Source organism: Streptomyces sp. NPDC058239, assembly GCF_042882185.1.
Taxonomy (GTDB): Bacteria; Actinomycetota; Actinomycetes; order Streptomycetales; family Streptomycetaceae; genus Streptomyces.
The window spans coordinates 1-1,571 of sequence record NZ_JBHVWS010000145.1 but is presented as its reverse complement, the minus strand read 5'-3'; the positions used below and the strand labels follow the sequence as shown (position 1 = coordinate 1,571).

Annotated in this window: 1 protein-coding gene; it reads left to right on the top strand. The window is 70.2% G+C overall.

Features of this window, described 5'->3' with window-relative positions; all coding sequences use genetic code 11:
* A partial coding sequence (locus tag ACFVYE_RS47265) for a condensation domain-containing protein (RefSeq protein ID WP_389609778.1) occupies nucleotides 1-1,571 on the top strand: 1,571 nt, incomplete at both ends.

Genomic DNA, 1,571 nt, shown 5'->3' with positions numbered 1-1,571 from the left:
TCGGGGTCGAGTTGCCGCTGCGGGCGCTGTTCGAGGCGCCGACGGTGGCCCGGCTCGCGGCCCGTGTCGACGGTGCCGATCGTGCGCGGGTGGCGCTGACGGCGCGGACGCGTCCGGAGCGGGTGCCGCTGTCGTATGCGCAGCGCCGCCTGTGGTTCATCGGTCAGTTGGAAGGCCCGAGCGCCACCTACAACCTGCCGACCGTCCTCCGTCTGTCCGGCCAGGTGGACGCCGGGGTGCTGAACGCGGCGCTGCGGGACGTCATCGGCCGTCATGAGGTGCTGCGGACGGTGTTCGCCACCGCCGACGGTGAGCCGTACCAGCGTGTCCTGGATCCGGCGGAGCTGGACTGGGAACTGCAGGTCACTGACGCCGTCCCGGCGGGAGTGGATGCCGCCGTGGCGGAGGCGGCGGGCTATGCGTTCGATCTTTCTGCCGAAGTGCCAATCCGAGCCCAACTGTTCGCCGTGGCCCCTGATGAACAGATACTCGTGGTGGTGGTGCACCACATCGCCGGTGACGGCTGGTCGATGGGTCCGTTGGCACGGGACATGTCGGTGGCGTACGAAGCGCGTTGCGCCGGCCGGGCCCCCGGGTGGGAGCCGTTGCCGGTGCAGTACGCGGACTACGCGCTCTGGCAGCGCGAGCTGCTCGGCGACGAGAACGACCCGGAGAGTGTGCTCTCCCGCCAGGCCGCCTACTGGCGCGAGGCGTTGACGGGCGCGCCCGAGGAACTGACGCTGCCCTACGACCGCCCCCGCACGGCCGCTGCCTCCCACCGCGGACACGGAGTTCCCTTCGACATCCCGGCCGAGGTGCATGCGCGTCTGGTGGAGGTGGCTCGGGCCGAAGGTGTGACGGCGGCCATGGTGCTCCAGGCATCTCTCGCGGTGCTGCTGTCGCGCCTCGGCGCCGGAACCGACATCCCGATCGGTTCCGCGAACGCCGGACGCACCGACGAGGGTCTGGATGACCTGGTCGGCTTCTTCGTGAACACGCTGGTGCTGCGTGCGGATCTGTCGGGTGACCCGACATTCCGTCAGCTGCTTTCCCGGGTGCGGGAGGCGGGTCTGTCGGGCCTCGCCCACCAGGACGTGCCGTTCGAGCGCCTGGTGGAGGAGCTGGCCCCGACGCGTTCCCTGGCCCGGCATCCCCTGTTCCAGGTCATGCTCACCCTGCAGAACAACGCCGACGCCGTCGTGAACCTGCCCGGCATACAGGCGCGAGGTGCCTCGGCCGGCGTACCGGTGGCCAAGTTCGACCTGGAGCTGACCGTTGGGGAGGTGTTCGGGCCGGGTGGTGCGCCTGCGGGGCTGCGGGGTGCGGTGATCGCGGCGGCGGACCTGTTCGATACGGGTTCGGTGGAGCGGCTCGTCGAAGGCCTGGTCCGGGTTCTGGGGGCCGTGGTTGCGGAGCCCGATCTGCGGTTGAGCAGTGTTGATGTGTTGGGTGTGGTGGAGCGGTGTCAGGTTCTGGTGGAGTGGAACGACACGGCGGTTGAGGGGTCGGCGGAGACGCTTTCGGAGTTGTTCGAGGCGCAGGTGGGGCGGTCGCCGGATGCGGTGGCGGTG